The sequence below is a fragment of the Treponema sp. R6D11 genome, assembly GCF_054786075.1.
Genome location: NZ_BDHD01000166.1, coordinates 1 through 3,657, shown reverse-complemented (window position 1 = coordinate 3,657; position 3,657 = coordinate 1). Strand labels below are relative to the sequence as shown.

Annotated in this window: 4 protein-coding genes; all 4 read left to right on the top strand. The window is 49.4% G+C overall.

Annotation, left to right across the window (positions count from 1 at the left end; genetic code table 11):
* Window positions 1-1,013, top strand: a 1,013-nt coding sequence (locus ACYVTD_RS10520; protein WP_461247729.1) for a P-loop NTPase family protein, incomplete at its 5' end; no start/stop codon positions are given.
* Window positions 1,014-1,015: 2 nt separating this feature from the next.
* Complete coding sequence (gene lgt, locus ACYVTD_RS10515; protein ID WP_461247728.1) at window positions 1,016-2,029, top strand: prolipoprotein diacylglyceryl transferase; 1,014 nt, start codon at window positions 1,016-1,018, stop codon at window positions 2,027-2,029.
* Between the two features lie 77 nt (window positions 2,030-2,106).
* Window positions 2,107-2,334, top strand: coding sequence for an OadG family protein (locus ACYVTD_RS10510; protein WP_461247727.1), 228 nt, complete (start codon window positions 2,107-2,109; stop codon window positions 2,332-2,334).
* Between the two features lie 27 nt (window positions 2,335-2,361).
* Window positions 2,362-3,657 (top strand): pyruvate carboxylase subunit B (locus tag ACYVTD_RS10505; RefSeq protein WP_461247726.1); only part of this gene is annotated, 1,296 nt, incomplete at its 3' end.

Sequence of the window (3,657 nt, the reverse complement as noted above, 5' to 3'; positions counted from 1 at the left end):
ACCTTGTTTTGGGCCACCATTCGCCCCGCATGGGAATAGGGACATACCTTAACAACCCAAAATCCAATTTTGCCGACGTTATTACCGACACCGACGTACGCGGCCTTCGCTTTATCCCGGGAGACAACGAAATCCCCGGAACCGCAAACCTTTCCATCCAGCAGAGAACAGCTCTGGTAAAACAAATGCTTGATTTAAAGGACGAAACCGACATACTGATAATCGATCTTGGGGCGGGAACCCATCAGTCTATTTTGGATTTTTTCCTTCTTTCAAATCAGGGCATCGTCGTATCCGCCCCCGCCGTTACCGCCGTTTTAAACGCTTATGTCTTCCTTAAAAACGCTGTGTTCCGCCTGATGTCCAACACTTATGCCGAAGGATCTCCTGCCCGCGCCTATCTGGATAAAGTCCGCAAGGAAAGCGCCACAGGCCACCATAAACTTTACATTCCAAAAATACTGCCGGAAATAAAAAAGGTCGATCCCGAGTCTTACGATAAATTTATCAAAAGGCTGGAAGTTCTGCGTCCGCGCCTTATTATGAACATGGTGGACGAACCGAAACACGCGGACGTCGCCATGAAAATACGGCGTTCCTGCGAAGAATACCTCGACTTAAAAATTGAACACATGGGCATCATATACCGCGACGTGATTCAGGACACCGCCCTTGCCGCGCGTCTGCCGATAACGCTTTACAAGCCGCAGTCGATTCTTTCCCAGGCGATTTACAGAATCGCGGATAAAATTATGCAAAGCCCGGAAGATATGTACGTTCTGGACGCAAAACAGATAGATGAAAGTTTCCAGGAAGCCGAACTTGAAGCGGAAGTCGATTTTGACAGCAAAATGGATTATGTTGAAGACCTGCTTCATACCGGCGCGATGAGCCAGGGCGATTTAATCGAAACGGTAAAATCGCAGCAGCTGGAAATTTCCAAACTAAGAAAAGAAGTCAATTTTGTAAAACAGAAACTTACCCGCGCCGCGGCGCAGGGCTTTAAGGTGTAAAAATGCTTCTTTCAATCCCCTTCCCCACATGGCTAAAACCGGAAATAATTCCCGGCCTGCCCATGCGCTGGTACGGGCTTATGTACATACTCGCCTTTGGAACCGCCTTTTATTTTTACCGGAAACAAATTAAAGAACGTAATTTCCCCATGTCGGACGACGATTTGTCATCAATGTTCTTCTGGGGAATAATATCCCTTCTCGCCGGTGCGCGGCTCTTCTCGACATTAATCTACCACGGCGACAGCACATACTGGCTTAAACCGTGGCTCATCTTCTGGCCTTTCCAAAACGGAAGGTTTACGGGGTTGCAGGGAATGAGCTACCACGGCGGCGCGTTATTCTGCATTCTCTCGATTGTCATTTACACGAGGGTCAAACGCCTCAACTTCCGCGAAATCGCCGACATGTTCGCGGCAAGCGTCCCGCTCGGCTACACCTTCGGACGCTTGGGCAATTTTATCAACGGTGAACTTTACGGCAGGGTTACGACCGGTCCGCTTGGAATGATCTTTCCCGACGCGACGGAACTTCCTACGAACGAAACATGGGTGCGGGAAGCCGCCGAGAAAACGGGCGTCATAATAAAAGGCGCGTTTGTAAACCTTCCCCGTCACCCTTCCCAATTATATGAAATGCTTTTTGAAGGCGTCATTCTTTGGGCGATTATCTGGCTCTTACGCAACCGCAAGCCGTTCAAGGGTTTTCTGTTGGGGCTGTACTTTCTCGGCTACGGCTTTTTCCGCTTCATTATCGAATATTTCCGCGAACCGGATTCGCACCTTGGATACCCGCTGGAAATCATAAAAAGCACGGTGCCTACCGCCTTCGTCCATCCGCTGTTAAGTTTTTCCACGGGGCAGATTTTCTGTTTCCTGATGATGTTATTCGGCGTTATCTGGCTGGTTGTCGCCTCGAAGCTTCCCGACGAGGGGGAGAAAGTTACCGCGCAGGCGAAAGAAGAATCCTCATCGGAACGGAACAAACGGCGTAAATTGCGGAAAAAACTGAGATAAAAGCCCATTTCATCCCTTTTACCCCTTGAAACTCAATATCCATTTACGGTAAGATAAAGCCATACTCAGGAGGAAACATGACTATTTTTGAGATGCTGGAGCAAAGCGGAGTGCTTACCCTGCTTGGCATGGGAATTGTGTTTGGGTTTCTGATAATAATGGTAATCTCCATAAGCGTGGCGGGGAAAATAATCGGAAAATTCGTAAAAGAAGAGGGCGTTAACAACGCCGCTGCCCCGCAGAAATCTGGGGACGTAACGGCCGTCATCGGCGCAGCCGTTAATGAATACAGAAAAAGTCATTAATTTTTATTTTATATAAGGAAGGAAAAAATGCCTAAAGTTAAACTTACCGATCTGGTGCTAAGAGACGCACATCAATCATTATTCGCTACCCGCATGGTTACTGCGGATATGCTTCCAATCTGCGACAAGCTTGATAAAGTGGGCTTTTTCGCGCTTGAAGCCTGGGGAGGGGCGACGTTCGACTCCTGTATCAGGTTCTTAAACGAAGACCCGTGGGAACGCCTTAAAAAACTTAAAAAGAAACTGCCCAACACCAAGATAATGATGCTTCTGCGCGGCCAGAACCTGCTCGGTTACAGGCACTACGCGGACGACGTCGTGGCGAAGTTCGTCGAGTACGCGGCAAAAGACGGCGTTGACATCTTCCGCATTTTCGACGCGGTAAACGATCCGCGCAACTTTAAAACTGCGGCGGCGGCTGCCAAGAAAACGGGCAAGCACATTCAGGCGACAATTTCTTACGCCGTAACTCCTTTCCATACGATAGAAAAATACGCCGAATTCGCCAAACAGCTTGTGGACATCGGCGCGGATTCAATCTGTATTAAAGACATGGCGGGCCTTCTTAAACCTTATGAAGGATACGAACTTGTAAAAGCGATCAAAAAAGTTACCGATTTACCGATTGAAATCCACACCCACGCCACGACGGGAATGTCGGTGGCGACTCTTACCAAGTGCGCCGAAGCGGGGGCGGAAATCCTTGACACCACAATTTCTTCTATGTCGATGGGCACGAGCCACAGCCCGACCGAGACGATGGTCGAGATTTTCAGGGGGACGGAGTACGACACGGGGCTTGACACCGCCTTGTTACTTGAAATCGCCGCCTACTTCCGCGAAGTGCGCAAGAACTACAAAAAATTCGAGTCCAGCTTCCTTGGAGCGGACACCCGCATTCTGGCGTGTCAGGTTCCCGGCGGCATGCTGAGCAACCTTGAAAGCCAGCTTAAAGAACAGGGCGCTTCCGATAAAATAGACGCGGTGTTAAAAGAAATCGCCGTCGTCCAGAAAGACGCGGGCTATCCGCCTCTTGTAACGCCCACAAGCCAGATTGTAGGAACCCAGTCCGTATTTAACGTGCTGTTCGGCCGCTACAAAAAACTTTCCGGCGAATTCCAGGACTTGCTCGCGGGAAAATACGGCGCATGTCCCGCCCCCAAGAATCCCGATGTCGTAAAAATTGCGCTTGAAGCGCTTAAAATGGACAAGGAAATCACCCACCGCCCGGCGGACGATATTCCGGACGAATATTCAAAACTGGAAGAAGAAACCAAAAAACTTTTAGGCACAAGCTCCGTTACCACGGAAGACGTTCTAACC